This is a genomic window from Bacillus cereus group sp. BfR-BA-01523 (assembly GCF_022662615.1).
GTDB lineage: Bacteria > Bacillota > Bacilli > Bacillales > Bacillaceae_G > Bacillus_A > Bacillus_A mycoides.
Map to the genome: position 1 here is coordinate 132,589 of NZ_JAKUDX010000007.1, position 26,417 is coordinate 159,005.

Genomic DNA, 26,417 nt, shown 5'->3' on the forward strand with positions numbered 1-26,417 from the left:
AAACATTTAAATATTATAGATAAATATTAGTTGAATAAAGTGTATTGTTAGCTATGGGAAGAAGAGCATATGAGGTATATGCTCTTCTTTTTATTTGTAAATAAAGTGGATGTAAAATTAAAATGATGACCTCCACCCTGTCAAGGTAAAGGTCATATTTTATTTATATTGGTGTTACTAAATTTAATCTATATAATCCTCTTGCACCTCCCCCAACGTCACCCCCTAACCTAAAGAAGACAAATCAAAAAGGGGGGACCAAACCAATCATGAAAACCACCACAAAAGAAAAAAGAAATACCATCATCATGTTACTACTATCAGCCGCAATAGGAATTTTTTCACCACTATTCATGTACATCACACTGGCACGTAAAAATGAAGTGTACAAATACCATTGCCGAAAGGCGTTCAACTTTCATTTTTTAATCTTTCTTCTATTTAATATTAGTTCGCGTATTAGTGAAGTTTTATTTTGGATTGTATTTGCCTTAGAGGTCGTTCAAGTGATCATTGTTGCGTGGAAAGTAATACGCGACGAGCCATATCGTTATTTCATTCGAGTTCCTTTATTTAAAGAAGATAAGTATATAGTGGAAGGAGAATAGGTGATGAAACAAGAAGTGGAGATAAGGGGAAAGCGAATTTTTATTATGGCCGCAGTGTTGTTTATTGCGATTTATATTATTTTACGAAAAAGAAAGTATGAGTACTTTTATGACGGTATTAGTGAGTATGAACATCGTTATAGAAGGAATGTTCCTTTTGTATTGCTTGTTGTAGGTTTGTTTCAATATTGTAGGCGGAATGAGATGAGCTTTTCTTATATGCTTCAGTATGTGAAAGAGAAGTTCGCGGAGTAGGTGATGATATGGCGTGGATGATTAGTGAGTTTGCAAGTGTTGGGGATGTTACGGTGCGGACGCTTCGTTATTATGACAAGATTAATTTATTAAAACCGAGCGATTATACTGAGGGTGGGCATCGGTTATATACGAAAGATGATTTGTATGTGCTGCAGCAAATTCAATCGTTTAAGCATCTCGGTTTTTCGCTTGGGGAAATTCAAAATATTATATTGCAGCGTGATATTGAGGCGGAAGATTTTTTAAGACAAATGCATTTTCAAAGAGGATTGCTCTTGGCAGAGCAAGAAAGAATTGCGAAGGTGCTTTCGCATATGGATGAGATGACGAAGAAATTTCAAAAGGAAGAGCGAGTGGACGTTGCTTTGTTTTCTTCTTTTCTGCAAACTTTTATATGGGAGAAAGAAAATAAAGAATGGTTAGAGGAACACTTTTCAAAGGATAGTGTTCAAGCGTTTTATAATGATAAGAAATTAAAAGAAAATTTTGATCGACGTTTTATGGATGTGATAGGGAAGTTGAAAAAGTATAAGGAAGAGGAGAAGAATCCGAGTCATCATGACGTTCAAGTTGCCTTGAAGGAATTTTTCAATGTAATAGAAGAGGTAACGAACTATCTTGATACACCTCAAAGTGATATAGAGGATATAATCCAAAAATCAAACCTTCCACTATCCGAATTCCCAACCCTCTTCACAATCGAAGAAGAAAACTATATAAAAGAAGCAACAAAGCAGTTTAACACCTAGTTAAACTGCTTTTCCATTATAATAGAAGAAAAACCTAACGGAGGAAAATCCCATGCCAACCTACAACAGACTAATCCGAAACAAAATCCCACAAATAATAAAATCCAACGGAAAAACACCCACAACAAGAATCCTACCTGAAGATGAATACATAAAAGAAATCTGCAAAAAAACAGAAGAAGAACTAACCGAATACTTAGAAGCAACAACAAAATCCCATAAACTCGAAGAACTATCCGACCTACTAGAACTAATAAACGCCCTAGCCGAACACGAAGGCACAACACTAGAAGAAATCAACAACATCCGAAAAAAGAAGGCAAAAGAACGAGGCGGCTTCTCAGATCGAGTGTTTCTAATCGAAGTAACCGATAACTAACCCCTCATAAGCCCCTTGCAAGCCCCTACCAAGTAATAAATCACTAAGAAAAAACACAACAAAACAAAAACACCAACAAACACCGTAGTAGGAGTCGAAAAAAATTTGAAATAACACGCCAAAAACCCGGCCCTCCTCCCATATATATTATGAAGAGGTTTTCACTTTTGAACGGAGACGGGAGGAATTAGGATGGCGGTGTATCGTAATGTGCAGGTGAATTTTTGGCAGGATGATTTTGTTTTGGATTTGACGCCGGAGGAGCGGTATTTTTATGTGTATTTGTTAACTTGTTCGAAGACTACGCAGTGCGGGATTTTTCCGTTTCCGAAGCGGTTAGCTGAGATGGAGACGGGTTATAACAGGGGGACTGTTGATAAGCTTGTGCAGCGCTTCATTGATTATGGAAAGATTCTGTATGATGCGGAGACGCGGGAGTTATTTATTTTAAATTGGCTTCGTTATAATCCCGTGACGAATACGAATGTGGAGAAGTGTGTACTTCGTGAGCTGAAGGGTGTGAAGAATAAGGAGTTTGTACATATGTTTCTTCAGAAGTGTGTAGAGGAGGAGCTGAATGTTCCGATGCTTTTAGCACATTTCGGTATGCCGAGTGATTTGGCTATGGATGATGTAGAGCCAGTTTGTGAAGATGCGGAAGAAGAGGTTATAGAGGAAGAGACGGGAAGCCGTGTGTTTTCTTTTTATGAGCAACATTTCGGTAGTTTGTCTCCTCATACTGTGGAGGAACTGAGTGCGTGGATGGAAGATTTGTCAGAGGAGCTTGTGCTGAAGGCTCTTCAAATTGCATTTGAGAATAATAAGCGGACGGTTGCTTATGTGAAGGGGATTTTGAGGGGCTGGCACGGGAAAGGGTTTACGAAAGTGTCTGAGGTTGAGGCGGATACGACTCAGTTTAGGAAGAAGGAGTCGTCTGTTAGTACTGGGGAGACGGAGGAGTTTTTGACGAGGTGCGAGGAGTGGGAGAAGAATGCACTGTCAGAGGAAGAGTTGCAGCGGTTTTTAGCGGAACGTGGGTGGCGTCCATGAGTATTCAAAATGTGGAGGCGGAAAAGACGGTGTTAGGTTCTCTTTTAATTGATGGAGAGCTTATTAAGGAGTGCCGTTTGACGGAGCATTATTTTTCTATGCCGGTGCATAAGTCTATATTTCGGTTAATGCGAAAAATTGAAGATGAGGGGCAACCAATTGATCTTGTGACGCTCGTTTCTCGGATGAATCCAAATTTTTTGGAGAATATCGGGGGGATGGAGTATTTTATAGCATTAATAGAGGGTGTGCCTACAACTAGCAACTTTTCTTATTATGAGGGGCTTGTTCGCGGTGCATGGAAAATGTATCAGGCCGGTGTTCTCGGGCACAAGATGGGAGAGCGTCTTATTGCCGAGAAGAATGAGAAAATTATTGGTGAGACGATTACGGCGCTTTGTGAGCTAGAGGAAAAGGACTGTGTATGTGAGTTTGATTTGAAGGATGCGTTAGTTGGTTTGTATGAGGAGCTTCATCAAGATACGAAAGAGAATACTGGTATTGAGACTGGTTATACATCGTTAAATAAGATGACGTGCGGATTGCAGGAAGGTGATTTTGTTGTTCTTGGTGCGCGTCCTTCTATGGGGAAGACTGCGTTTGCGCTAAATGTAGGGCTACATGCGGCGAAGTCTGGAGCGGCAGTTGGGCTGTTTTCATTAGAGATGAGTAGTAAGCAACTGCTAAAAAGGATGGCGTCTTGCGCGGGCGAAGTGTCAGGAGGTAGGCTGAAAAATCCGAAGCATCGTTTTACGATAGAGGACTGGGAAAAGGTGAGTAAGGCGTTTGCGGAGATTGGTGAGTTACCGCTTGAGATTTATGATAAGGCCGGTGTTACAATGCAGGATATTTGGATGCAGACTCGTAAGTTAAAGCGGAAGCATGGCGATAAAAAGTTGTTAGTTATTGTAGATTATTTACAGCTTATTACGGGCGATCCAAAGCATAAGGGTAATCGATTTCAAGAGATTAGTGAAATTTCTCGTAAGCTTAAGTTGTTAGCGCGTGATTTAAATGTTTGTATAGTAGCATTGTCGCAATTGTCTCGTTCCGTAGAGTCACGTCAAGATAAGCGACCACTTTTATCTGATTTAAGAGAGACAGGACAAATTGAGCAAGACGCGGATGTCATTATGCTTATGTATCGAGAGGATTATTACGATAAGGAAACGATGCAGAAAGAGATGACGGAGATCCATGTGGCGAAGCATCGGAATGGGCCTGTGGGTATTTTTAAGCTGAGATTTTTGAAGGAGTTTGGAAGGTTTGTGGAGATTGGATGATAAAATAGAAGAAGGCATATAAAAAGGTAAAGGAGTGGTTACGGTTGACAAAAGTAGGTCGTTTATCCCGCATTAACGGGCAGTAAAACTCCCACCTCAAAATTCGGCTGGAGCAAAGGAGTTAGGTGGGAGATCAACTGCCCGTAAACGCCCGATTGGTTCAACTAATAATCAGTGGGGGATGAACAAACCCCCCACTGATTAAACTTTCACTTTATATGAGCAAGAGAAGCAAGAAGAAATAGATAAAGCACTTTCGGCAGCTGGAATGCTCTTTAAGGGAATGAGTATAGAGGAAGTGGCTAAGAAATTAGATGTAACAATTGAGACGGTGAAAGAGTGGGAGAAGCGTTTATCTCATTAATCGCTGGGTTAATGGGAATATTCCGCAAAGGGAAAATGGCAGCGTCTGTATAAATTTATATAAAAATAGCCGACTATTTACTATATAATAGTCAGCTATTTTTGTACGGAGAAGTTGTTAGGTTTAATACGCAAATTTTTTGATTTGCTCTTGAATATGTTTCTTATTTTTCCATAAAGAAGGATTTTCTCTCTGTAGTAATCCATTGCTCCAAATCATCTTGGCTACGTTGTACAAGTCGATTCACTAAAACATCATGCCATACATAATCCTCTAATAGGTATATATGAACGGGATCATCTGTATAAAAAGCAATATTACGCTCCTCAAGTGATGGTCCATAAATCATCTCTTTAGAATCTATCGATAAAATAAACCAATGTTCTGTAGACAGAGTTTCTGTATAAGGTGTTATACGATGGGCTTCTAGATTTTTAATGGGATTTTCAACATGCAGGGTAATACCTTGTACTGTAACTTTATCAGCTACCTCAGATAGTTCCTCTTTTAACGCTTTATACATCTCATCCCACATTGAAATGACAATACGTTTTTGGGCTTTTTTTATTAATGCCTGACAGTAGCTAATTATTGTTTTATTGTCTTTTAAAGTAATCACTCGATTATCCGTTTTTTCTTCGAAAGTTTCTAGTTTTTTTAATGAATCACTGATTACTTCATAAGTAGACTGCCATTCTGATTGCGCCTTTTGTAAAAAGATTTCAACAGGTAGAGGTGAATAGCGAGTGGTGTCATTTATTTCTTCCTTCATGACAATTCCTTTTTCTACAAGGTTACCCAAAATTTCATAAATTCGCGCTCTTGGGATACCCGAATCCTTACTCACTTGGTAGGCAGTGACAGGTCCCTGTTTAACAAGAGATACATAAGATTTAGCTTCATATTCATTAAAACCAATTTTTTTAAGCTGTTGCACTATGTAGTCCACTTTTTTCGTCCTCCGATGTTTGCTTTTATATTTCAACGTTACAATAACTGTTTACATTTAGCAAATTATTAGTTACTATTCGAATAGTGACTAAAGGGGAGGTTAATAGTATGGATTTTTATTTAGACCCATCAGTATTAATTATTTTGATTGCTTTTGGATTTTTAGCTGCATTTATTGATTCAGTTGTAGGTGGTGGAGGACTCATTGCCTTACCCGCTTTATTATTTACAGGACTGAATCCAGCAAGTGCAGTAGCTACGAATAAACTAGCGTCGACAATGGGGTGTGCAACTAGTAATATTGTGTTTTATCGTTCTGGTAATCTTGATTTGAAATCGGCGTTTAAATTAGTTCCACTCACTTTCGTAGGTTCCATAATAGGGGCATGGACCGTTCATTTAATGAACCGAGAAGTACTGAAGCCATTGATGCTGATTATGCTTGGTGCGGTTGCTATTTATACGATATTCAAAAAGGATTGGGGTAGTATTTCCACTCATAAGAAATTGTCTGGTCGACACGTCATTATTTTTACTTTTTTTGTTTTTACTATTGGTTTTTATGATGGATTTTTAGGTCCTGGCACAGGTTCATTTTTAATGTTTTCTCTTTTATTTATTGGGTATGATTTTTTAAAAGCAGCAGGTAATGCGAAGCTTCTTAATTTAGGAAGTAATGTTGGTGCATTGTTGATGTTTATGTATGTAGGGCAAGTAAACTATGTGTATGGTTTTATAATGGGGATTGCTCAAATTGCTGGAGGGATTGTTGGCTCCAAATTTGCTATAAAAAAAGGAAGCGGGTATGTTCGTGCTCTTTTCATTACAGTAACTTGTTTATTGTTAGCGAAAAATCTGTATGACTATATTCAGTAAGTAATTTTGAACATCTTCACTTCAAAGAACGTAGAAAAGGTCAAATATGAAGGCTACATAAAATATAAGAAGATACTAGGGGCAAATTTCTTTTAACATTTTTTAGATGCTACCTTATTCGAAGATAGCATCTAAAAAAGTCTCATTTAAAAGAAAATCTAAGTGAAGAGAATGATATAAACTCATATTTTTCTGGGGTATGTTTATTGATCATAGTGAAATGTTTACTCTATATTCTTCTTATAATTAGGCCGCAACAAACCCTTAAAATCCACCTCAGCAATCAACACACTTAACAATATAAGCGTCGCCCCTAAATATCCTTTCCCTGTGAGCGTTTCGCCTGTGAAAACAAAGGCAAAGCCTGCTGAAAAGACAGGTTCTAATGAAAAAATAAGTCCTGTATGTGTAGGCGTAGTGTATTGCTGGGCGATAACTTGAACGATGAATGCGACTGCGGTGCAAAATATACTTAAGGCTAAGATGATTAGCCATGAGTCGATAGTGCCAGGAAGTTTTGGGGTTTCCATCACTAATGAAAAAATAAGACTAAATAGGCCGACAAAACCAAGTTGTACTACCCCAAGTGCAATTGAATTCACATGTTTCGTTACGCTTCCAGTAATGATGACGTGAATCGCATAAAATAAGGCAGACAGTATGCAAAATATATCGCCGTTACCGATCTTGAATTCACTAGTTAATGTTAGTAATCCGATTCCTATTATCGTTAACACAATTCCTAATATAACTTTCTTTTCAGGAATGTGTTTTAAAAATATAGCTGATAATATCGGAATGAAAATGACAGTGAGACATAGTAAGAAACCGGCATTAGACACACTCGTGTACTTTGTACCGAAAGTCGCGAAAATATAGACGATAAATAAAACGGAAGCTAGTATAAAAGCATATTTTATAGTTTTAAAATCGACTTTGAATAAATGTTTGTAAAATATTAAACCTGATAAAAGAAAGGCAATAATAAATCGTAATGCGATTAAATTATATTCTTCTATGCCATCAAGTCCAAGCTTTGTAAGTAGGATGGATGCACCCCAAAAAAATGTAACTAGTAGTAGCATTAAATCAGCTTTTAATTGAATTTTCATTTCTATTCCCTCGTTATGTATAATTTATGATTCCATACCCCTATCCCTATCGTTTATTTTAATATCAATTCTGAATATTTGGAACAAAAATTTATCGACGCTTTTTTCTCCATTCAATTATTGAAAGTTCGGATTTGAAGAAAATCGATATGTGAGTTTCTAAAGTGAATAGAAATAATGAAAAAGAACCCAATTTCTCTATTTGATCCCGCATTAACGGGCAGTAAGACTCCCACCTCAAAATTCGGTGAATGCGAGGAAGTTAGGTGGGAGATAACTGCCCGTAAAAGCCCGATTGGTGAAGGCTAATAATCAGTGGGGGATGGACAAAACCCCCACTGATTAAAGTTTCACTTTATATGGAGAAGTTGGGTTCTTTCGTTTTGGAATAATTATGAGAAAAATTTTAGATGTTTCTCATATATTCATCATGTTTCTTTCATCCTCTTCTCACGTCTAAGTTTTACACTCATATGTATCAAAGGTAAAGGGAGGTAATACATTTTTTACTTATCTCAAAACGAATGATAGATGGTGGTGAACAGATGAAAAAGAATAAACGTAAAAAATGGCGTTGGTTAAAATGGGTTTTGATCCTTCCATTACTTCTGGCATTACTATTGTTTGGATTACATAGTATGAAGTTTGAAAGGTGGGACCATGAGAAGCATAAGCAAGCGGCATATACTGTTTCTCACGATAAAGAAAGAGAAGCTTTCGTTACACAAAAAGAAAAGTTTAATAACTTTGAGCGAAATCAGCATCATGAAAAACACCATGAAAAAGAGTTTGAAGGTTTATTCTTTATACCATTCCTGTTAGCGTTTGGATTTGTTCTTTTCGGCTGGTTTATGATTCGTAAGTCTGAAGGGAATGCGATTAAAAAATGGACAGGCATATTGCTCCTAGTTATTGGTTTATTACCAGCCCTTCCGATGATTGCATTAGTTGCAATGATTGTTTGGGCATATAAAAAATTAAAAGAAAAAAGAATGGCAACTGATATAGATGTATACAGCGACTTTCAAGTACAAAAACAAGTAGATATTTTAGATCAATGGGAACGCAATATTCGTAAGGAGGAGAAGTAATAATGGGTATTTTAAAACGTATTAAAAATATTGTAGTGGCGGATGTGCACCAAACGTTAGATAAGATAGAAAAACCTGTTAGCATGTTGAAGCAATATCTTCGCGAAACAGAACAGCAAATTACGAAGGCTGAAAAAGCACTTTCTCATCAATATTATTTAGAAAAGAAATATGAAGCATTAATTTCAGAAACGGATAGTCTTATTGCGAAGAGAACTCGTCAAGCTGAGCTTGCCGTATCACGCGAAGAAGATCAAATGGCGCAGTTAGCCCTGCAAGAAAAGATTGTAAATGAGAAAAAAGCGGAACTATATCGTAAGCAGTACGAAATAACAAAAGAGCAAACAGCGACGCTTTATGAACAAATTGACAAATTGCAAAAGAAATATGGAGAGTTGCAATATAAAGAACTAGTTCTTGTTTCACGGTTAAATGCAGCGCAAGCGATCAAAGAAAGCAACAGAGCAATTGATTCGTTCCATACAGAAAGTACAGCGAAAGGCTTTGCGCGCATTGAATCGTATGTGCAAAAACTAGAAGCAGAAACAGCTGCTAGTAACTATTTTTATAATTTGAAGTCTCCGAATCAACAAGAAGTGCTAGATCAAAATTTACAAGAAGAAGTGAAGCGGGAGTTAGAGAAGTTAAAAGAGAATAAATAGTATGCAAAAAGCCCATTTTCATAGGGCTTTTTTATATGTAAAATTTCATTTATTTTGTTTACATAATATCTTTACAATCATTTGATAGAATAAAGTTAACTGCATATTGTGAGGGTGGATGGTTATCCCTTCTTTCTATTCGGAAGGAAAGGAGGTGATAATATGGAGTTTTTGTTTGAGCTTGTAAAAGAATTTGTCAAAGCGACTGTACGTGAAGTTTTAGCGTATTTTTTGCGGAAGCAACTTCTGGATAAGGACAACAAAAAACCCACTCAGCGCCGTCACAAGCAAAAGGGTGGGTTCCGCAAAAAGAAATAACTTATAATAACCACCACCCTAGGCGGTAGCAGTTAGGGAAGAGATGTTAGCGCATCTCTTCTTTTATTATACGCAATTTCATTCGATGTCACACTTATATAGTATTCTACCGAAAATATATCATATTCTTATTTTATGGTCAATTTGATTACATGATTGAAAAGGTGTAATACTATTCCTTTTCAAACTGAAAAATATCCCGGTTAATAAGTTGGTGAAGATATTGGTCCATTTCAGCAGCAGAAACGCTTCTTTCATTTTTAAACCACCACGCACTTAATGAGGTGATTGCCCCTGAATAAAATTCAATGGTTAAATCATTTGGCATCGTATGATTTTTACACAGTTGATTTAACGCTTCTATTTCTTGTTTTCTTGTTTCGTGACTTAAATACTGTGTCCGGCTAATAAATTGTTCATCAGACATTTGTGTCTCTAATATTTTACCGATTTCTTCATGGTGTAGAAATTGTTCCATTACTTGAAATGGTTTACTTAATCGATCTGAAACCGGTATTTCAGCAATCATCTTGCCATAGCGTTTAAATCCAAATGCTAATAAAGCATCTTTATCTTCAAAATGTTTATAAAAGGTTGTTCGGTGTACCATTGCGCGATCACAAATTTGGTTAATCGTGATAGTACTATATTTCTGTTTTGATTGCGTCATTAATTCAAATAAGGAATCCCACAATAATTTATGTGTACGTCTAATACGTAAATCAAGCTGTTTTTCATTATCATTCATCTACAATTCTCCTTTTTTGTAGATTAAATATACAATGGCTGAAAATTGATTCTCCCTTTTTAATCTACATATGTATATTATATTACATGTGTTCCGGTGTATTTAAAGCTTTTTAAGTAAGAAACAGGAGGAGAATTTGTAAATGAATATAACAACTAAGAGCCCTGCAAGTGGCAAAGTTGATACTTCTAATATGAAACATACCCCGATTTTAATTGCATTACTTTTAGGGGCAATGGTTGCATTATTAAACGAAACATTACTTGGTAATGCGTTAACTGTATTAATGAAAGAATTTGACGTAACAGCTTCAACTATTCAATGGCTTTCTACAGCTTACATGTTGGTGGTTGGGGTTTTAGTCCCGATTACAGCGTTACTTCAGCAATGGCTCACAACGAGACAAATGTTTTTGATCGCTATGGTAACGTTTTTAGTCGGTACATTAATTGCGGGATTTGCACCGACATTTTCCGTTTTATTAGTCGGTCGTATCGTCCAAGCAGTAGCGACGGGGTTAATTTCACCGTTATTAATGAATACGATTTTAATTATTTGCCCGCCTGAAAAACGTGGTGCCACGATGGGGTTAATCGCACTTGTGATGATGGCAGCTCCAGCAATTGGTCCTACATTATCAGGAGTAATTGTTGATTCATTAAATTGGCGCTGGTTATTCTACATTGTTATTCCTATCGTGATCATTTCAATTGTAATTGGAATGAAGTACATCCAAAATGTTACAGAGTTAACAAGGCCAAAAGTAGATTATCCATCAATTCTTTTATCAACATTAGGATTTGGTGGGCTTGTGTATAGCTTTAGCGCATCAGGTGATTTAGGATGGTCCGATGCGAAAGTGTATGGTGCCTTAATTGTTGGGCTTATATCATTATGTATTTTTGTCGTTCGACAATTGAAAATTGAGAATCCAATTTTAGAATTACGAGCATTTAAAGTTCCGATGTTTACAATATCAGTTGGATTAATCGTCATTGTGATGATGTCGTTATTTTCAACGATGACTTTATTACCGATGTTCCTGCAAACAGTTTTACTCGTTACAGCATTTAAATCAGGACTAATAATGCTTCCGGGAAGTATTATTAGCGCCATAATGGGACCAATCGCAGGTAAACTATTTGATAAATTTAGCCCGAAAGTTGTTATCGTTCCCGGTATTGTGTTAGTAGGTATTGCAATGTTCTTATTTAAAGGCATTACTCCTGACACATCAATGGTACAAATTATTGTCATGCATAGCGTATTAATGGTTGGACTCATGTTCGTAATGACAGCACAAACATATGGATTAAATCAATTAACACCAGATTTATATCCGCACGGAACAGCACTGTTTAATACGTTACAGCAAGTAGCTGGCGCAATTGGTACAGCTATCTTTATTTCGAAAATGTCTTCAGGAACAACTAAGTATATGGAAAGCTCAGCAAATCCAATGGACCCAGTAGAGAAGTTAAACGGTTTAACATCTGGATTCCAAGGCGCATTTACACTTGGATTAATCTTTATCGTTATTGCTTTTATCGTATCGTTGTTCTTAAAAGAAGAGAAAAAGGGAGTAAAGGCAGCGAGGGTTTTACAGAACGAGAATTAAGGTTCATAGTAAAAAGACATCTTTATGATTAAAGATGTCTTTTTACATTTCTTTCGTAATATCATACTGCAGCAATTGCTTTTGATCGTAAAATTTCTCGAAAATAATGCCCATTACGTAGAAGAACAATAGTCCGAAGCAAATGTGAATGAGCGTGAAGGTAGCTCCGAATGAAGAAAATTCATATACCATAATCGGTAATTTCGCAGTTGTCCAAACGCCTAAGAAAAATACGATGTACCTAATGCTGGCGCCTTTTTTTAATAGTAGTGCTGCAATCGGAAAGGCAACATAGAGGGGACCAGCTGCAATACCGCCTAATAATAGAGAGAATAATATTCCATATATGCCGGACTTTTCTCCCATGTATTTCATTAGCGTTTCTTTCTTCACCCACTGATCAAGTAACCCTACAAATACTAGGACAGGGGGGAGTAGAAACAACATATCTAAAATGCTATTCCCCGTTAATTGTAATGCGCTCCATCCTAAAGATTGGTTTATAAAAGTTAGTATGATAAGTCCAATCAGCAAAATGAAAAAGAAGCGATATCTTTTTAGTTCATTCATACCATCACCACCCAAATGATATATGAGAATAAGAGTGACATGAGTAATGCAGATGCATTACGAGCGTAAGCAAAGCTTCGTCCGAATATCTTTTGTTCCATAGGCAAGGTTGTAATTCCTACTGACATTAGTGTAGACATGAGTGCCGCAACTTGAGGAAGACCTGCGCCGTGCTGTACTAACGTATTACCAAGTGGGAACACGATAAAGCTTGGGATAAGTGCCACAGATCCGAGTAGTGCTGAATAAATAATACCTAAAAATCCAGACTGTTCTCCAATGATGGAAGAGATGAAGGACGGCGTTAAGATAGAAAGTGATAGTCCAACGAAAAGCATAATGGAGAGCATGGCAGGGAGGAGGTTTTGAAATATTTTCCATGATTTTAATAGGGCAGCTTTCGTTTTATTCCGATCCTTCATAAAAGAAATCCCCGTAAGAATAATGGCCAAAGTGTAAAGGATAGCACCATTAATCATGATTAGATTCCTTTAAGTCTTTATATTTGTCTAAGAAAAATGATAAGTTTTTCATTTTTTCCTCAATATCCATTTGAAAATCCGCTAATTGTTCTTTTCCGGCTATAGTAATTTTGTACATCTTTCTCGGCTTATCTGGAACGGATGTACTTACATAAGATTCAATCGCACCTTCGTTTTCTAATTTCTTCAGCGTGCGGTAAAGGATGGCACTATCGATTGGATTGACCGGAAGTTCTTCGTCACATTTCTGAAGTAGCTGCCCGCCATAGTTATCGCCTTCTGCTAAAAATAACAAAAGAAATGCACCTGTATGTCTTCCTGTATGCTTCATAAGTATACCTCCTAGAATATATACTGTTAATGACAGTATACTGTTGTTAACAGTATATGGTGCATGAAGTGCTATGTCAATTTTAATGTTACATGTACTGAAAAGGTTTAAGAAAACGTGTTACGAGGAAAGCATAAATGAGAATGAAATAAAGGAAGGGGAGGATATTTAAAATGAAGCTTACGACAGAATTTGGTATGGGGTTTATTGAATGTACATCTATGGAGGCATCTTATGCGATAGGGGGAATAGCGCTTATAGGTAAATAAGAAATAGAAATACTTCATTATCTGGTGAAATTCTATTTAATTGTTTATTCTCAAAGACTAGGAGTTCCAAGTACATAGGAAGGTTATGGATTAATTCAATTCAAATAAATAAAAAAGGCACCTTTGTATGCCTTTTTTATTACCGCACTATGATATGTACTTAATAATAAACTAATAAATTTCTTCATTTCTCTCTTTGTTGGCAAACATAGTTTTTCTAATATTGAATGTTATGAATGCAAGTATAGAAATAATAACAATATTAGTAAGCTCACTGAAAAACTTATTATTTAATAACTGCGGTAAATTTCCTATCAAGATAATACAGATTGTTGTATATACTAAAAATGTTCCAATCCAAGAAATAATGTAATTAATTAATGCGGCTAGTCTAGGAAAGTTAATAACTAGATAATTTAAAACAATGTAATATAGGACACAGGAAACGATAAAAAATAGAATATCCCAAAAATAAATGGCGTACCCACTGGCTATTTTTACCGATACAGTTTTATGCAATGAATAAGCAGTGAATCCTCCTAAAAATAAAAAATCAACTAAAACAGCTACGGTTCTACTAACCATTTTAGAAATTTTAACAAGGATTATTAATAAGAATAATAACAGTATAGGTAATAATAGTATCATTATTTTTTCACCTCCAATTTATTTATATAAAATAATTATAGCAAATATAGAAAAATTAACCAGATAAATAGAATGAATTTTTATAATTATCAATTATATTCAATGCCGTATTTAGGTGGGAAAATACGAAAGGTTCTTATCCGTCTGTTCCACATTCTACAGAAGATAGGAGCTATACATCAAAAAACACAAAAAAAAGACACTCTCAAGAGTGCCTCTTATTAGCAGCCGAATCCGCCGCCCCAACAGCTAGCTCCAACGATGATTAATAAGATAAAGAGCACAACAAGTAAGGCGAATCCACCGCCAAAACCACAGCCTCCACCACAACTACCACCATAGCCTCCACAACTACCACCATAGCCCATATTAACTCCTCCTTCCATAAAGTCCATATATTAATGGATTTATATCACTTTATGTTTTTACGGATAAACTTGAGCAGGTCCTTTTGAAAAAATAAAAGTACTCGGTATTTTAAAAGAGTTGCCGAACTTATTTTTGTCACGAGTATTCCGCTTATTACATATGGTATTTTATTCTGTGCATTGGGGGAAAGGAGATCGTTATGGCTAATTCTGAGATGATATTACGTTTACTTACGGATTTAAAGATTGAGCAGCAAGCTTTAAAAGAACAGCTGGAGAAAATGCAAACAGCTTTGAGTATTCTTGAAGAAAAACCAACTATTCTTGAAGAGAAATCAACTACTCTTCAAGAGAAACCAGTTGTTACAAAGCAACGTGGACATTCTGGGTTTCCAACATCTTTTCGTGATTGGAGAGCATCTTCTCAAAAGAACTAAGGAATCCTATTATAGTGAGTTATACAAAATCATAAATGAAAAAGTACAGTCTACTGTAGTTAATACAGAGGCTGTACTTTTTGTTATGTTAGTATAAGTTGTGATAGGTGGTTTGTATTTTCTTTGACTATTCCACCTTTAACTCGATCCCTTCACCCAGCATATCTCCATTAATTTTTAACGTTAATCCTTGCGTATTTTTCGGAACATCTAATGAATCGGCAGAGCGTATTGATATGTATACATCAGAAGAATCTCCCTGGGTGGGAAGTTCTTTTTGAGGATCTTTGTTGCTAAGTCCATCATTTTTTGTTTCTTTAGAAGTCTCCTGTTCGTTTTTCGTGTTACTGCTAGATGTATCATGTGAACTGCAAGCTGATAATCCAAATAAGAATGTGCTACATAATAATGATGTTACTAACTTTTTGTTCATAGTTTGTTCCTCCGAAATAAAAGTACTTTCATGGGTGCCATAATGATTTAATAAATCTATACTTTTCTTTATATGTATTAAATGTTACATTTTATTATATTTATTTTGGAATAAAAAGGAAAATCAATACAAATAAACAAGACACTTTGCAGTGTCTTGTTTATTTAAGTTATGCGCATTACTTAATAAGACGTTAGTTACTCATCCTGAACATGAGTAACTATGTAAGATGGTTTGATTATAACATTTTAACCAGTAATGGGTCTATATGGAATTTAAATAATGGGTACGTTTTGTTATTTGGAATGCGAGATGTTGTATATTATGTTGGGATTTGATCCATTAAAAGCAGTAGACAAGGTAAATGAGCATACCTTATTTCATAATTTACACAAATTGTGTAGAAAAGTATGGAGCTATATTTCCCTTTACACGAACATAAAGGTATAATATAGTTTAGTTAAGTTAACTAAACTATATTACGAAACGAAATAACAGCATGACTGGAGGAAGAATGCTATGACTAGATCGTATAAAGAAGTAATTAATGAAATGAATCGAGCCTACAATGACTTCTACATTTTACTATTTCAGGAGTTAAAGGATGAGTTCGGTCTTACAGGGCAGCAAGAGAGCATGCTATTTTATATCAATTTAAATGAAAACACGACAGCAAATAACATTGCGAGTACTTTTAATATATCGAAAAGTGCTGTGAGCCAAGTTTTATCGAAATTGGAAAAACAGAAGATGATTTCAAAACAAGTAAACCCTAATAATAAACGGGAGTATTTCCTTACACTTGGTTCAAACGGTAGTAAGTATATAGAGCGGTTGTCTGAGTTAGATGACGTATTAATTGAGAAATACTTTTCTAAAATCGATATAAATGCTTTAGAGCAAATGACTGATACGTTAACGAAAATAAATAAAGTTATATTGGAAGAAAAACAGAAGGCTATTGATTCTAATGAGTAAGAAAGTCTACATGAAGGGATTATTAGAAAGGAGGAAAATCCTGTTATGAGTTACATACCAAATATGATCACGATAGCAAATTTTGTATGTGGGCTTTTGGCTATTTATGCTGTTTTCGTTCACGATATGTATTTGGGAGCAGTTTTTATTATTACAGGAATGTTATTTGATTTTTTTGATGGCATGGTCGCTCGGAAACTTGATGCTGTTTCGGAAATAGGTGGAGAGTTAGACTCATTTGCGGATTTAGTTACTTTTGGTGTAGCACCGTCTATTCTTGCATATAGTGTCGCTTTAAAAGATTTGCAGTCCATCGGGATGTTATGTGCGCTTGCTTACAGTGTTTGTGGCATGCTTCGACTTGCGAGATTTAACACGCAACAAAGCAAACTTCCGACATTTATCGGAATGCCCATTCCATTTGCGGCAATGTGTCTTCTCATTTTATGCTTTTTGAATAATCCAGTTTCCGTGGCGTTTGGCACATGCATACTCGCTTATTTAATGGTGAGTAAAATAAAATTCCCTCATTTTAAAAAAGATATATCGGAAAGCTTGAAGTCCGAAAGATGGGATTGATGATACGGAAATATAATGAGAAAGATAAGGAGCGTAACATGATTCGTATGGCACTAAGATCATTTAACATACAAATATATTGTTTGCTAGGCGTGATGTTACTGGGATGGTTGATGATACCTTTTCGAGCCCAGTTTGTAGGGATAAGCATCGGCCTTTTAGTTAGTATGTACTGCGTATGGATTTTAGGGAGGCGTATTGAAAAGTTCGGAGATAGCATTGTAAAAAAAGAAAAAGCACCGATGCTTGGAATGATGAATCGGTTTGCAGCAGCGATACTCGGTGCGATTATTATGTATGAAATTGAACACCATGATTTCATGTGGACATTTGCTGCTGGAATTATGGGTGGGTATTTCTTAATTATTATTAATTTAGGGTATTACAGTATGAGAGATGTGGAGGAATAAAGAGCTGTGTAAATAACTAATTTGAATGATTTGAATGTAAAAACCTAAAAACCTAAAAACCTAAAAACCTAAAAACCTTCCTTTATAGAGAGCTTTTTATTACAAAGAAAAGACACCCATATAAGAGTGTCTTTTCCGATAGTTTTTTAGCAGAAGCAAGAAGCTCCAACAATGATCAATAAAATAAACAATACAACTAGTAAAGCAAAGCCGCCGCCACAACTACTACAACTACCACCAAATCCCATAATAGTTCCTCCTTTAATAAGAGGGGAAACAAGGGGTCACTCATGTATTTTAACGGATTCAATTTACTTTATGTTTTTTACGCAATAATTGAGCAGGTCCTTTTGAAAATAAAGAAAAGACACCCTAAGGTGCCTTTCTCCGACTTGAACCATCTTAATTTTAATAATATTGGACTCCCGTCCAAATATTATTTTACCATGTTAATTTGTTTTTGGAAATATTCCATATCGATAATTACAATACACGTTTTAGTTTTTGAATTATTTATCTTTCTAAAAGTTGAAATTAATAAGAACCCCATAAATGATAAACCATTCCACTAACGAAAAACACTAATCCTAAAAACAAAACAATTAAAGCAAGTACTCCATTTTGATTATGTTCCATAAAACTAGCTCCTTTTAGATTTATAGTTGTTTATTCTTTCATACAAAAAAGCCTTTAGTCGTAATTATGGCTAAAGGCTTTGATCATTATACTTTTTAGTTTATAAAATTTGAAACTGAAAATGTACTAGCTTGATAATGAAGCTTGGCTATTAGAATTGAAAAATTTTAGTTTTATTATAATTAATAGAAATGAGAGTAGTGTGAATATGAATCCGCTCCAAATAAGCTGGTGAATACCTAAGTTTGAAATGAACCAGCCTCCAATAGTTGTTCCTAAAGTAATTCCGAGATTTGAGAATGAAACGAATAGGCTATTACCGAATTCAGGCGCTTCTTTTGCTTCGCTTATTAACCATGTTTGACCAACAATTAATCCACCAGCATGTACGATTCCCCAAATGAATACGATAAAAATCATTGGAACAAGGTAGGAACCTAAATAATAAACCAATATGTAAACAATAGAGTATAGGATAGGGAATAATATTACTGTATTTACTATACTTTTTTGCAGGAGACTACCAAATAAATGATTACCTAAAATCATAACTATACCAAATATGAATAGCATGATACTGATGAGAGATCCATTCATGGAAGTTATTTTTGCAAGGTATTCAGCGAAGTAGCTGTATACGGAAAACATGGCTGCAAAAAGGAATGTGACGGTTAAAATATTTAACCATAATCCTGGTTTGCCGAGTATACGAATTTGTTTGCCGAAAGACATTTTTTCTTTAACAGGCATAGAAGGAAGTAGGATTAGTATTCCAATGAATGCAAGAGTGTTAACAAGCGCTCCGAATAAGAAAGCAATTTCGAGTGAAAATTGGTCTGCAAGGTAAGAGGTTAGTGGTACACCTAGAGCAAAGCCAACAGTAATTCCCATGAAAACTTTTGTAACTGCTTGACCGCTCTTTTCTGGAGGGACAAGTTTAGCAGCTGTTACAAGAGCGATTGAAAAGAAGAGTGGATGAAGCGCTGCCGGTAAAATACGAAAAATAAGCATGATTTCAAATTGTGTTGTATAAGCGTAGATTATATTTGAAATAACAAATGCAAAAATTGCTGATAATAAAATTATTTTGCGATTAATACTAGAGACGAGCAGAATTAAAAACGGACCAGAAATAGCAACAACTAGTGCAAATATACTTACTAAAAATCCAGCTTGTGTAGTTGAAATTCCAAATTTTTGAGTGATTTGTGGTAATACGCCGACAATCCCCATCTCGGTAGTAATAATTCCGAACACACCTATTGCGAGTGTCAGAATAAGTAAAGGATTTACTTTTTTCATTTATAAAACTCTCCATTCGTATCAGTATTTTGAAAGTAAATTCATTAAAAAAGAAGCATTATTACAAACATGATTGGATGCCAATTTTATCGGTACTATGTAATTTTAAATACAATAACAGATATCTAAATAACTAGATACGATATATTTAAAAAATTTCTCCTTTCTATGTTTCTTGCTTTTATAGGTAGTGCAATCTTATAAAAAGTAATTGGATACCTGTAAAAAAGCAGAATGTGTGAAAGCTAATAATCAATTGATATGCAGATTGATTATTAGCTTTCATTTTATAATTCGTTTTGAACGTATTCAGAAAACTCTCGTATTGTTTTTTCATTTCGGCGATAGTATGTCCATTTTCCAATTCGGTCAGATTGTAGCAAGCCTGCTTTTTTCATAGTTAATAAATAACTAGAAATAACCGATTGGGCTAAGCCAGTTTTAAGCTGGATATCTCCTACGCACACTCCAACTTGAAAGCTAAGGCCTTGCTCTAGATAAGGTTTTTCATCGAAATGGTTTTCTGGATTTTTCAACCATGATAAAATTTGACATCTTGTTTCATTTGACAATGCTTTATAAATTAATAAAGGTTCCATAAGGATATTATATCTACTTTTATAGATTTGTAAATGGGTTTTGGTGATTTTAAGGGGAGAAGGTATATGTGATCCCCTTAAATAGGAATGAGGTGCTCTTAATCTGTACCCTTTGTAAAGGACATTCTAAAAAAAGTTAGGCAACCTAAAAAAGATGATTTCTGTATGCAAACAGGAGTCATCTTCTTTAAATTCTATTGATAGCAAGAGTGATTATAGTACGTCATATATTTCTTAATTTCATGTTTTAACTGAACAAACGATTCACATGATTTTATATATGCTTCATCGGTTAAAGTACTACGAGGATTACGTGCAAAAATGATAATATTGTTAGGTTTAAGCATGTTGTTGCCTAGCTATCAATGGCGGATTCCTAAGAAGAGTAATAATAAAACCTAACTGAAGATTTAAGAAAATTTTTATGTTTACCCCACTTTTTATTTTAAAAGTTTTTCCTACCCTATAAATGAGTTACATCAAGAAGGATACTAAAAACGACAAAGTCATAGATGAAAATGTAAAGTTAGGGGATTCTACATGCATACAGGAGTTTTGATGAGTTATTTGTATACTTATTTTTTTACTATTATTTTTTGTGTAGTGTTTCAAATTGGATTGTATTCTAAAGCGAAAGGAAATGTATCTATTCGGCATTTTCTATGGGTATATATTTTTCTGTTCTATCTTTCGCTAGTGTATAAGGTGACTCAGATCGCGACTGTATGGGATATAAGTCGATATGAAACGTGGATTCGTGTAAATCAAATTAATTTGACTCTATTTGATACGGCAGGTAGTACGACGTATCTTTTGAATATTGTACTGTTTATGCCGTTCGGTTTTTTATTACCTACTATTTGGCCGCAGTTTAGAAAAATGAAAAACACCGTATGTGCGGGATTCTTTTTTTCATTGGCAATTGAGTTAAATCAATTACTAAATAATAGAATTACAGATATTGATGATTTATTTACGAATACCCTCGGGGCGATTGTTGGGTATGTATTATATACAGCATTATTTAAAATGATATTAAAAAGAGAGGAAAAAAAGCTTGATACGAACTCTCCTTTAGTCATAAAATACGAGGCTGTTTTTTGTTTAATGTGTTCATTTGTAGGTGCGATGTTCATTTATTATCCTGGAGACCTGTAAGCTACGATATCATTTATAAAATGATTCTAGTTCTCTTCGCTTAAACACGGTAAAATGTGAATGGTTCATCCTTTTTTCTAACTTAATAGATACAGTTTATGTATTACAGGATAGGTAGGTGTAAATGTGTTACATGTTCAATTATCTCAATACTTACTAAAAGAATCTAAACCAGTTCTTCATACAGCTGGAAAAAGAGTGTATATGTTAAAAGATGAAGGGGTATCACCTTATCCTATCTATTCCAATTCTCCTATTATGATAGGAGTGGGAACGAATTGGGATCAGCATACAGGATTTGAAGAAATTATTAAAGGATTTATAGGTGCAAATAACAAATTTCCTATGTATATGTTATTTGAAACTTATTTGCGCGGTGACTTTATTGAAGGATTTTTAGAAGAGAATAAATTCACGTTTGAGCTAGTTTTTACTAATAAGAAAAGAGATACGAACTTTTTTAATGTGTTCATTACTAGTAGTGATGATATAACCACACTTATGAAGTGTTTCTTCCAATCAGCACAAGATTCTCTCTATACGTTATTAAGTTATTCAGCAGACTGTAAAATTATCAGCAATAATACTGGTGAGATTGGATTAAAGGCTGACAGTTTCTATCCAAGCTTTTCATTTATGTATGATGCGCAAGAATTATTTATTATTGGTGGGGAAGAAAAGTGGTCAGATATCCATTATATAAAAAGATTTTTCCATCTTGAGCAGATTACAGATGAGCTAACTATTGATGTAAGAAAATGAATTTAATGATGATGTGTTAAAGTTTTTACCAAGGTGATAAGTTGATAAACTTATATTAATATTTTCTGATTTAAGAATAGGTGTATTAATTAGTGATGGGTGTTTTAATTATATAAGTTTTGGATCTAAGGAATTAAAGTTAGTTGAGCAACTTTGTGTAGGGGAAGGATTATTTGTATGTCACACTAAAGACCGAAAGTGATAAGGTGCTGTATAAATAACTAATTTGGATGACTTGAATGTATAAACTTAAAAACTTTCCTTTATGGAGAGTTTTTTATTACAAAGAAAAGACACCCATATAAGAGTGTCTTTTCCGATAGTTTGTTTAGCAGAAGCAAGAAGCTCCAACTATGATTAATAAAATAAACAATACTACTAATAAAGCAAAGCCGCCAGAAAATCCACAGCCGCCACAACTACCACCAAATCCCATAATAGTTCCTCCTTTAATAAGAGGGGAAAACAAGGGGTCACTCATGTATTTTAACGGATTCAATTTACTTTATGTTTTTTACGCAATAATTGAGCAGGTCCTTTTGAAAATAAAAAAAAGACACATTAAAGTGCCTTTCTCCGACTGGATAACCGCATTTCGAAACTGGTGGATAACTTGCAAATAGTATGTATGCTTCGATTTATTTACAGATACCTAAGATTTATACATTCTTCCATATAAGTCAGTACTTTTGATTACTAAACGTTCAATCATCATAATGTTTAGTTTATTGTTACCAACCACTCGCTCCAACATCCGTCTTCAACCACTTCACCCAATCCGAATCTTCTATTTTAAGCAAACTGAGCGAAACACCTTTCATATCTAAAGAAGTGAGAAGGGTACCAACCTTTACGAACTTCACATGTAAGCTTTCCAGCTCACATAAACGGCGAATATCGTTTGCGAAAATGTATTGTTCCATTAATGGTGTCGCACCGAGTCCGTTAATGAGGATGGCGAAGTTGTCACCTTTTCTCCAGCGATAAATGCTTTTTAGTTTGTTCATAAGTTCGATCGCTAATATTTCAGAAGAGGATAGCGCTTCTTTGCGGTAACCTTTTTCGCTATGAATGCCGACGCCGTAAAAGACTTCATCGTCGTTTAATGTGAAGGAAGCTTTTCCTTGTACTGGGTCATTCGCAGGTGAAAGGGCGACTCCTAATGTATGTAAGTTTTTGATGACAGATTGGCCAAGTGCTGTTAGTTCTTCTAAAGAATGACCGCTCTCAGCGGCCGCGCCTACTATTTTTTGAATGAAAACAGTGCCAGCTACGCCGCGTCTTCTTTTGTTAAAAGAAGCATCATCTTCAATTGAAACGTCGTCATTTACGATGATGTGGTCAACCTGTCTTCCTTCTTCTTTGGCGATTTGTTCTGCCGCTAGAAAGTTTGCTACGTCATCTTTAAAGTTTTTAATGATGAATAAAATACTCTTATCTTTTGGTATTAAGCGAGTTGCCGCCACAATTTGTTCGACTGTAGGGGGAGTGAAGATACTGCCGTTTACTGCCGCTGTAAGCATACCTTTTCCTACATAGCCAATATCGGCTGGTTCGTGTCCGCTACCACCGCCGCTTATAATGACAGCGTTTTGCTTCATTTCTGCGATATCTTTTACATAAATGATGTTATTTGTTTCGTCGTAATTTACTTTGTCGTTATGTTCAAAATAAAAGCCATGCAGCATATCTTGAACAATATTTTCTACATCATTCATAATCTTTTTCATTGCTTTTGCCACCCTTTAATTACTTTGCTGATTGCTCAAGTAAAAGTAGTAATTGATTGTTTATCATGTTTTTCATGAGTGAAGACATAATGGATGGATCTACTTCACACTTACTTTCAATCCAATCTTTGATCGTTCCAACGAAGCCGTGACTATAAAAGGAGGCAATCGTATTTTTTGTCTCATTCGAAAGGCTGAATCTACAGCTCATCGATAGTTCATCAATAATCTTCATATATAAGTTTTTCGTATGCTCAAATAAATAGTGATTAAACGAGTTTTGCTCAATGACTTTAAAAGCATTTCGGTAAAATTTTTGATTTTCATAAAAGTAATCAAATAATAAATCGAAAATGTTTTCCCATGTTTCATAGTCGAGAAAGTCTATAATATTTTCCTTCGTTTCTTCTCTATAAATCCAGCTTAATAGTTCAAATTTATCTTTAAAATGATAATAAAAAGTTTGTCTGCGCATTTGACAGTGTAACATGATATCGCTCACTGATATTTTATGAAACGATTCCGTTTCCATTAAATGTTTCAATGAGTTCGCGATTATCTTTTTAGAAATTATAGAAGAGGTCATCTTAATCATCCCTAGAATGTAGTAATATGAAAATCCTATCTATAAATGAGAGCGGTGTCTTTAGACAGATTGTCCATTTTGTCCGTTTACTATAAAACGCTTTCATTTTAACATGAGTAGTAAGAAGAAGATTTCAAATATATCACAATATATTAAAGGAATTGAGGGAGAATCACAATGAAAAAGATTATAAACAAACCAGAAACATTAGTAATGGAAATGTGCAACGGAATGGTTATGGCTCACCCAGAGCTTGAGCTTTTGAAAAAATATAAAGTTATTAAGAAGAAAGAAATGAACGAAAATAAAGTAACGTTAATTAGTGGCGGCGGTAGTGGTCATGAGCCAGCGCATGCAGGTCTAGTCGGAAAAGGAATGTTAGATGCGGCAGTGTGCGGAGATGTGTTTGCTTCTCCTTCGCAAATTCAGGTCTATCAAGCAATTAAAGAAACAGCTAGTAAAAAAGGTACGTTATTAATTATTAAAAATTATAGCGGCGATATTATGAATTTCAAAAACGGTGCACATTTAGCGACTGAAGATGGAATTGAAGTCGACTACGTAAAAGTAGACGATGATATTGCGGTAGAAGATAGCCTGTATACAGTAGGACGCCGCGGTGTTGCGGGAGTTATTTTAGTGCATAAAATTGCCGGCGCAGCAGCGGAAGAAGGAATGGATTTAGGAGCGGTGAAAGCTGTAGCGGAAAAAGCAGCGGCTAACGTGCGTACAATCGGTTTAGCGTTAACTTCTTGTACAGTACCAGCGAGCGGATCACCTACTTTCACACTTGCGGAAGATGAAATGGAATACGGCGTAGGTATTCACGGTGAACCAGGTATTAAACGTGAAAAAACGATGTCAGCAGATGAATTAGCTAACCGTATGACAAATGATTTAATAAAAGATTTAGGAGTAAAAGATGGTGAGGAAATCGCACTTCTAGTAAATGGTTTTGGCGGCACACCACTGCAAGAACTTTACCTATTTAATAACGCAGTTACGAGAGAATTAGCTGCTAGAAACATTAAAATTAATAGAGTATTCGTCGGTAATTATATGACGAGTATCGATATGGCTGGTATGTCTTTAACAGTGATGAAGTTAGATGACGAGCTAAAAACGTTGTTATCGAAAGAGTGTAATACACCAGCGTTTAAAGTAGATGGACCAGTTGAAAGTGTAGAGTACGTGAATGTGCTTGAAGATGTAGAAGAGAAGGAAGTTTCCTTCGAAATAGAAACAGCGGAAGAGCACGCTGTTATTAAAGATAATGTCATTACATTAAATAACATGATTTATCTCGTTGATAAAATGAGTGACATTATTATTAAAAATGAAGTACCGTTCTGTGAGTTAGATACACATGCAGGTGACGGAGACTTCGGAATGAGTGTTGCAAAAGGATTTAAGCAATTAAAGCGTGAGTGGCATTCTATTGTAGATCAAGAGAATGTAACGATCGGATCATTCCTTGACGGTTGTTCAATGATTATTATGGAACATTGCGGCGGCGCTTCTGGTCCAATTTGGGGCGGTGCATTCCGCGCAGCTAGTAAAGCAGCAGGCGAAAAACGTGAGTTAACAGCTAAAGAGTTCGCTGAAATATTGCAAGCGGCACTTCAAGGCATACAATCTATCGGTGAAAGATCGTTCGGTAGAGGAGCGGTAGTTGGTGATAAAACACTTGTTGATGCACTTGCTCCATGTGTAGACTCTTGGTTAAATAGCGCTTCAAACGAAGAAGATATGAAAAATGCCTTTGAAAAAGGAGCAGAAGCAGCGGTTAAAGGAGCAGAGTATACGAAAGAAATCGTAGCTCGTATGGGCCGCGCTGGTACAGTTGGTGAAAGAAGCTTAGGCTATCCAGATGCAGGTGCACATGCGCTTGGGGTTATCTTTACGGAGATTGCGGGTAGTTTGAAATAAGGGTGATACAATTTTCGCTCCACAGTAATTTTCTTACTGTGGAGCGAATTTTAAATTATGATTTAATTGTTTTTTTATAAAATAAAAAGCTATCTTCACTCGTGTATTTTGATTGGAGCAGTATGTAATCATGTTAATTGTGT

General features: G+C 35.4%; 34 protein-coding genes and 1 pseudogene. 19 read left to right on the forward strand and 16 right to left on the reverse strand.

The genetic code is table 11. The annotated features are described in order from the left end of the window. Positions 1-269: 269 nt before the first annotated feature. From MR066_RS18680 to MR066_RS18710, 7 genes are all read left to right on the forward strand, one after another. The gene (locus MR066_RS18680) at positions 270-608 is read left to right on the forward strand and encodes a magnetosome magnetite crystal formation protein family (RefSeq protein WP_242248144.1); all 339 of its coding nucleotides are present in this window, start codon (positions 270-272) and stop codon (positions 606-608) included. A gap of 3 nt (positions 609-611) precedes the next feature. Further along, positions 612-863 carry a hypothetical protein gene (locus tag MR066_RS18685; protein WP_113733421.1) on the forward strand — a complete coding sequence of 84 codons (252 nt, stop codon included), beginning with the start codon at positions 612-614 and terminating at the stop codon, positions 861-863. Between the two features lie 8 nt (positions 864-871). Then, on the forward strand, positions 872-1,615 hold the full coding sequence (locus tag MR066_RS18690; RefSeq protein ID WP_242248145.1) for a MerR family transcriptional regulator: 744 nt from the start codon (positions 872-874) through the stop codon (positions 1,613-1,615). Between the two features lie 52 nt (positions 1,616-1,667). Continuing rightward, positions 1,668-1,994, forward strand: coding sequence for a nucleoside triphosphate pyrophosphohydrolase (locus MR066_RS18695; RefSeq protein ID WP_242248147.1), 327 nt, complete (start codon positions 1,668-1,670; stop codon positions 1,992-1,994). A gap of 192 nt (positions 1,995-2,186) precedes the next feature. Next, positions 2,187-3,044 (forward strand): DnaD domain-containing protein, encoded by an 858-nt coding sequence (locus MR066_RS18700; RefSeq protein ID WP_215560209.1) that lies wholly within the window; start codon positions 2,187-2,189, stop codon positions 3,042-3,044. Beyond that, positions 3,041-4,327 carry a replicative DNA helicase gene (dnaB, locus tag MR066_RS18705; protein WP_242248149.1) on the forward strand — a complete coding sequence of 429 codons (1,287 nt, stop codon included), beginning with the start codon at positions 3,041-3,043 and terminating at the stop codon, positions 4,325-4,327. The genes MR066_RS18700 and dnaB overlap by 4 nt, the downstream gene beginning before the upstream one ends. A 241-nt stretch (positions 4,328-4,568) precedes the next feature. Then, on the forward strand, positions 4,569-4,691 hold the full coding sequence (locus MR066_RS18710; protein ID WP_242248217.1) for a MerR family transcriptional regulator: 123 nt from the start codon (positions 4,569-4,571) through the stop codon (positions 4,689-4,691). A 163-nt stretch (positions 4,692-4,854) separates the two neighbouring features. Here MR066_RS18710 and MR066_RS18715 read toward each other — a convergent pair whose 3' ends face one another. Next, positions 4,855-5,640, reverse strand: coding sequence for a TrmB family transcriptional regulator (locus MR066_RS18715; protein WP_242248151.1), 786 nt, complete (start codon positions 5,638-5,640; stop codon positions 4,855-4,857). Between the two features lie 110 nt (positions 5,641-5,750). Here MR066_RS18715 and MR066_RS18720 point away from each other — a divergent pair, with 110 nt between their 5' ends. Further along, positions 5,751-6,518, forward strand: coding sequence for a TSUP family transporter (locus tag MR066_RS18720; RefSeq protein ID WP_242248153.1), 768 nt, complete (start codon positions 5,751-5,753; stop codon positions 6,516-6,518). Positions 6,519-6,742: 224 nt separating this feature from the next. Here the strand turns inward: MR066_RS18720 and MR066_RS18725 are convergent, their stop codons facing one another. After that, positions 6,743-7,630 carry a DMT family transporter gene (locus tag MR066_RS18725; RefSeq protein ID WP_242248154.1) on the reverse strand — a complete coding sequence of 296 codons (888 nt, stop codon included), beginning with the start codon at positions 7,628-7,630 and terminating at the stop codon, positions 6,743-6,745. A gap of 545 nt (positions 7,631-8,175) precedes the next feature. On the opposite strand from MR066_RS18725, the gene MR066_RS18730 reads away from it, so the two are divergent. The 3 genes from MR066_RS18730 to MR066_RS18740 all read left to right on the forward strand — a co-directional run bounded on the left by MR066_RS18730 (position 8,176) and on the right by MR066_RS18740 (position 9,701). Beyond that, positions 8,176-8,721, forward strand: a complete 546-nt coding sequence (locus MR066_RS18730) for a hypothetical protein (protein WP_242248155.1) — start codon at positions 8,176-8,178, stop codon at positions 8,719-8,721. A 2-nt stretch (positions 8,722-8,723) separates the two neighbouring features. After that, positions 8,724-9,383: a PspA/IM30 family protein gene (locus MR066_RS18735; RefSeq protein WP_242248156.1), complete on the forward strand. Its 660-nt coding sequence runs from the start codon at positions 8,724-8,726 to the stop codon at positions 9,381-9,383. Positions 9,384-9,545: 162 nt separating this feature from the next. Beyond that, positions 9,546-9,701 (forward strand): hypothetical protein, encoded by a 156-nt coding sequence (locus MR066_RS18740; RefSeq protein WP_002064058.1) that lies wholly within the window; start codon positions 9,546-9,548, stop codon positions 9,699-9,701. A gap of 172 nt (positions 9,702-9,873) precedes the next feature. Here the strand turns inward: MR066_RS18740 and MR066_RS18745 are convergent, their stop codons facing one another. Then, the gene (locus tag MR066_RS18745; protein ID WP_242248157.1) at positions 9,874-10,449 is read right to left on the reverse strand and encodes a TetR/AcrR family transcriptional regulator; all 576 of its coding nucleotides are present in this window, start codon (positions 10,447-10,449) and stop codon (positions 9,874-9,876) included. Between the two features lie 142 nt (positions 10,450-10,591). Here MR066_RS18745 and MR066_RS18750 point away from each other — a divergent pair, with 142 nt between their 5' ends. After that, on the forward strand, positions 10,592-12,067 hold the full coding sequence (locus MR066_RS18750) for an MDR family MFS transporter (RefSeq protein WP_242248158.1): 1,476 nt from the start codon (positions 10,592-10,594) through the stop codon (positions 12,065-12,067). Between the two features lie 42 nt (positions 12,068-12,109). Here MR066_RS18750 and MR066_RS18755 read toward each other — a convergent pair whose 3' ends face one another. The 5 genes from MR066_RS18755 to MR066_RS18775 form a co-directional block, all read right to left on the reverse strand. After that, complete coding sequence (locus MR066_RS18755; protein WP_199692836.1) at positions 12,110-12,637, reverse strand: permease; 528 nt, start codon at positions 12,635-12,637, stop codon at positions 12,110-12,112. Further along, on the reverse strand, positions 12,634-13,116 hold the full coding sequence (locus MR066_RS18760) for a hypothetical protein (RefSeq protein WP_002140612.1): 483 nt from the start codon (positions 13,114-13,116) through the stop codon (positions 12,634-12,636). Before MR066_RS18760 ends, MR066_RS18755 begins: the two co-directional genes overlap by 4 nt. Then, positions 13,109-13,450, reverse strand: a complete 342-nt coding sequence (locus MR066_RS18765; RefSeq protein ID WP_242248159.1) for a PadR family transcriptional regulator — start codon at positions 13,448-13,450, stop codon at positions 13,109-13,111. Before MR066_RS18765 ends, MR066_RS18760 begins: the two co-directional genes overlap by 8 nt. 440 nt (positions 13,451-13,890) lie before the next feature. Continuing rightward, positions 13,891-14,367, reverse strand: coding sequence for a hypothetical protein (locus tag MR066_RS18770; protein WP_048545501.1), 477 nt, complete (start codon positions 14,365-14,367; stop codon positions 13,891-13,893). Positions 14,368-14,588: 221 nt separating this feature from the next. Further along, a complete protein-coding gene (locus tag MR066_RS18775; RefSeq protein WP_000540380.1) occupies positions 14,589-14,735 on the reverse strand; it encodes a YjcZ family sporulation protein in 147 nt (48 codons plus the stop codon). Between the two features lie 200 nt (positions 14,736-14,935). Between MR066_RS18775 and MR066_RS18780 the strand changes: the two genes are divergently transcribed. Further along, complete coding sequence (locus MR066_RS18780; RefSeq protein WP_002087264.1) at positions 14,936-15,172, forward strand: hypothetical protein; 237 nt, start codon at positions 14,936-14,938, stop codon at positions 15,170-15,172. A 127-nt stretch (positions 15,173-15,299) separates the two neighbouring features. On the opposite strand, the gene MR066_RS18785 is transcribed toward MR066_RS18780, so the two are convergent. Then, positions 15,300-15,605, reverse strand: coding sequence for a hypothetical protein (locus MR066_RS18785; RefSeq protein ID WP_242248160.1), 306 nt, complete (start codon positions 15,603-15,605; stop codon positions 15,300-15,302). 519 nt (positions 15,606-16,124) lie between these two features. Between MR066_RS18785 and MR066_RS18790 the strand changes: the two genes are divergently transcribed. The 3 genes from MR066_RS18790 to MR066_RS18800 are packed head-to-tail and all read left to right on the forward strand — an operon-like array spanning position 16,125 to position 17,572. Then, the gene (locus tag MR066_RS18790; protein ID WP_242248161.1) at positions 16,125-16,583 is read left to right on the forward strand and encodes a MarR family winged helix-turn-helix transcriptional regulator; all 459 of its coding nucleotides are present in this window, start codon (positions 16,125-16,127) and stop codon (positions 16,581-16,583) included. Positions 16,584-16,628: 45 nt separating this feature from the next. Further along, entirely contained in the window at positions 16,629-17,162 is a 534-nt protein-coding gene (pssA, locus tag MR066_RS18795) for a CDP-diacylglycerol--serine O-phosphatidyltransferase (protein WP_002125668.1), read from the forward strand. Between the two features lie 38 nt (positions 17,163-17,200). Next, a complete protein-coding gene (locus MR066_RS18800; protein ID WP_242248219.1) occupies positions 17,201-17,572 on the forward strand; it encodes an ATP synthase subunit I in 372 nt (123 codons plus the stop codon). 146 nt (positions 17,573-17,718) lie between these two features. Here the strand turns inward: MR066_RS18800 and MR066_RS18805 are convergent, their stop codons facing one another. The 4 genes and pseudogenes from MR066_RS18805 to MR066_RS18820 form a co-directional block, all read right to left on the reverse strand. After that, positions 17,719-17,820 (reverse strand): YjcZ family sporulation protein, encoded by a 102-nt coding sequence (locus MR066_RS18805; protein ID WP_000505688.1) that lies wholly within the window; start codon positions 17,818-17,820, stop codon positions 17,719-17,721. 514 nt (positions 17,821-18,334) lie between these two features. After that, a complete protein-coding gene (locus tag MR066_RS18810) occupies positions 18,335-19,510 on the reverse strand; it encodes an MFS transporter (RefSeq protein ID WP_242248163.1) in 1,176 nt (391 codons plus the stop codon). 287 nt (positions 19,511-19,797) lie between these two features. After that, entirely contained in the window at positions 19,798-20,109 is a 312-nt protein-coding gene (locus tag MR066_RS18815) for an ArsR/SmtB family transcription factor (RefSeq protein ID WP_000433541.1), read from the reverse strand. A gap of 194 nt (positions 20,110-20,303) precedes the next feature. Further along, positions 20,304-20,405 (reverse strand): annotated as a pseudogene (locus tag MR066_RS18820) (TetR family transcriptional regulator); the annotation flags it as partial. 244 nt (positions 20,406-20,649) lie between these two features. On the opposite strand from MR066_RS18820, the gene MR066_RS18825 reads away from it, so the two are divergent. Continuing rightward, entirely contained in the window at positions 20,650-21,267 is a 618-nt protein-coding gene (locus tag MR066_RS18825) for a VanZ family protein (RefSeq protein ID WP_242248165.1), read from the forward strand. A 126-nt stretch (positions 21,268-21,393) separates the two neighbouring features. Then, a complete protein-coding gene (locus MR066_RS18830) occupies positions 21,394-22,029 on the forward strand; it encodes a hypothetical protein (RefSeq protein WP_242248167.1) in 636 nt (211 codons plus the stop codon). 328 nt (positions 22,030-22,357) lie between these two features. Here the strand turns inward: MR066_RS18830 and MR066_RS18835 are convergent, their stop codons facing one another. From MR066_RS18835 to dhaS, 3 genes are all read right to left on the reverse strand, one after another. Then, positions 22,358-22,465, reverse strand: coding sequence for a YjcZ family sporulation protein (locus MR066_RS18835; RefSeq protein ID WP_000505673.1), 108 nt, complete (start codon positions 22,463-22,465; stop codon positions 22,358-22,360). 295 nt (positions 22,466-22,760) lie between these two features. Then, entirely contained in the window at positions 22,761-23,759 is a 999-nt protein-coding gene (gene dhaQ / locus MR066_RS18840) for a DhaKLM operon coactivator DhaQ (protein WP_242248169.1), read from the reverse strand. Positions 23,760-23,778: 19 nt separating this feature from the next. After that, a complete protein-coding gene (gene dhaS / locus MR066_RS18845) occupies positions 23,779-24,345 on the reverse strand; it encodes a dihydroxyacetone kinase transcriptional activator DhaS (RefSeq protein ID WP_212089433.1) in 567 nt (188 codons plus the stop codon). Between the two features lie 177 nt (positions 24,346-24,522). Between dhaS and dhaK the strand changes: the two genes are divergently transcribed. Beyond that, positions 24,523-26,274 (forward strand): dihydroxyacetone kinase subunit DhaK, encoded by a 1,752-nt coding sequence (gene dhaK, locus MR066_RS18850; protein WP_242248170.1) that lies wholly within the window; start codon positions 24,523-24,525, stop codon positions 26,272-26,274. Positions 26,275-26,417: the final 143 nt, after the last annotated feature.